This is a genomic window from Oleiphilus sp. HI0061, assembly GCF_001635675.1.
On sequence record NZ_LWFE01000051.1, the window covers coordinates 1 to 897 of the forward strand.

The following is an 897-nucleotide window of genomic DNA, read 5'->3' on the forward strand; positions in this document are numbered from 1 at the left end:
GCACCACGGAAGATAAATGGGAAGCCAAGAACGTTGTTTACCTGGTTAGGGTAATCAGAACGACCTGTTGCCATAACAGCATCTGGACGAGATTCTGCAACCACTTCAGGCATGATTTCTGGAACCGGGTTAGCACATGCAAAGATGATTGGGTTTGGAGCCATCTTCTTAATTTGTTCACCAGTCACCATATCAGGACCAGATAGACCCAAGAAGATATCAGCACCGTCTAGCGCATCGTCAAACGTACGCTTGTCAGTATCTACTGCAAACATTGCCTTGTACTGGTTTAGATCATCACGACCAGAGTGGATAACACCTTTACGATCACACATGAAGATGTTTTCTGGCTTCATACCCGCAAGGGTAAGTAGCTTAGAACAAGAAATTGCAGCAGCACCGGCACCTAGTACCGCCATTTTTGCTTCTTCAATTTTCTTGCCTTGAATTTCAAGTGCGTTCAATGCACCTGCAACCGTTACGATAGCAGTACCGTGCTGGTCATCGTGGAAAACTGGAATGTTGCACTGCTCTTTAAGCGTACGCTCGATTTCAAAACACTCAGGTGCTTTAATGTCTTCTAGGTTAATGCCACCAAAAGTAATCGCAATACGACGCACTGTGTCGATAAATGCTTGAGGGCTTTCAGATTCAACTTCGATGTCGATTGAATCAACGCCAGCAAAACGTTTGAAAAGAAGAGACTTACCTTCCATTACAGGCTTAGAAGCCAAAGGACCTAAGTCACCCAGACCAAGAATCGCAGTACCATCAGTAATAACCGCTACCAAGTTACCTTTAGCAGTGTACTTATATGCATTTTCCGGGTCAGCAGCAATTTCCTTAACTGGCTCTGCAACACCTGGGCTATAAGCCAAAGAAAGGTCGCGAGAGGTT

Annotated in this window: 1 protein-coding gene; it reads right to left on the bottom strand. The window is 45.0% G+C overall.

Annotated elements, in window-relative coordinates; all coding sequences use genetic code 11:
* A partial coding sequence (locus tag A3735_RS00755) for a malic enzyme-like NAD(P)-binding protein (protein WP_068637370.1) occupies window positions 1-897 on the bottom strand: 897 nt, incomplete at both ends.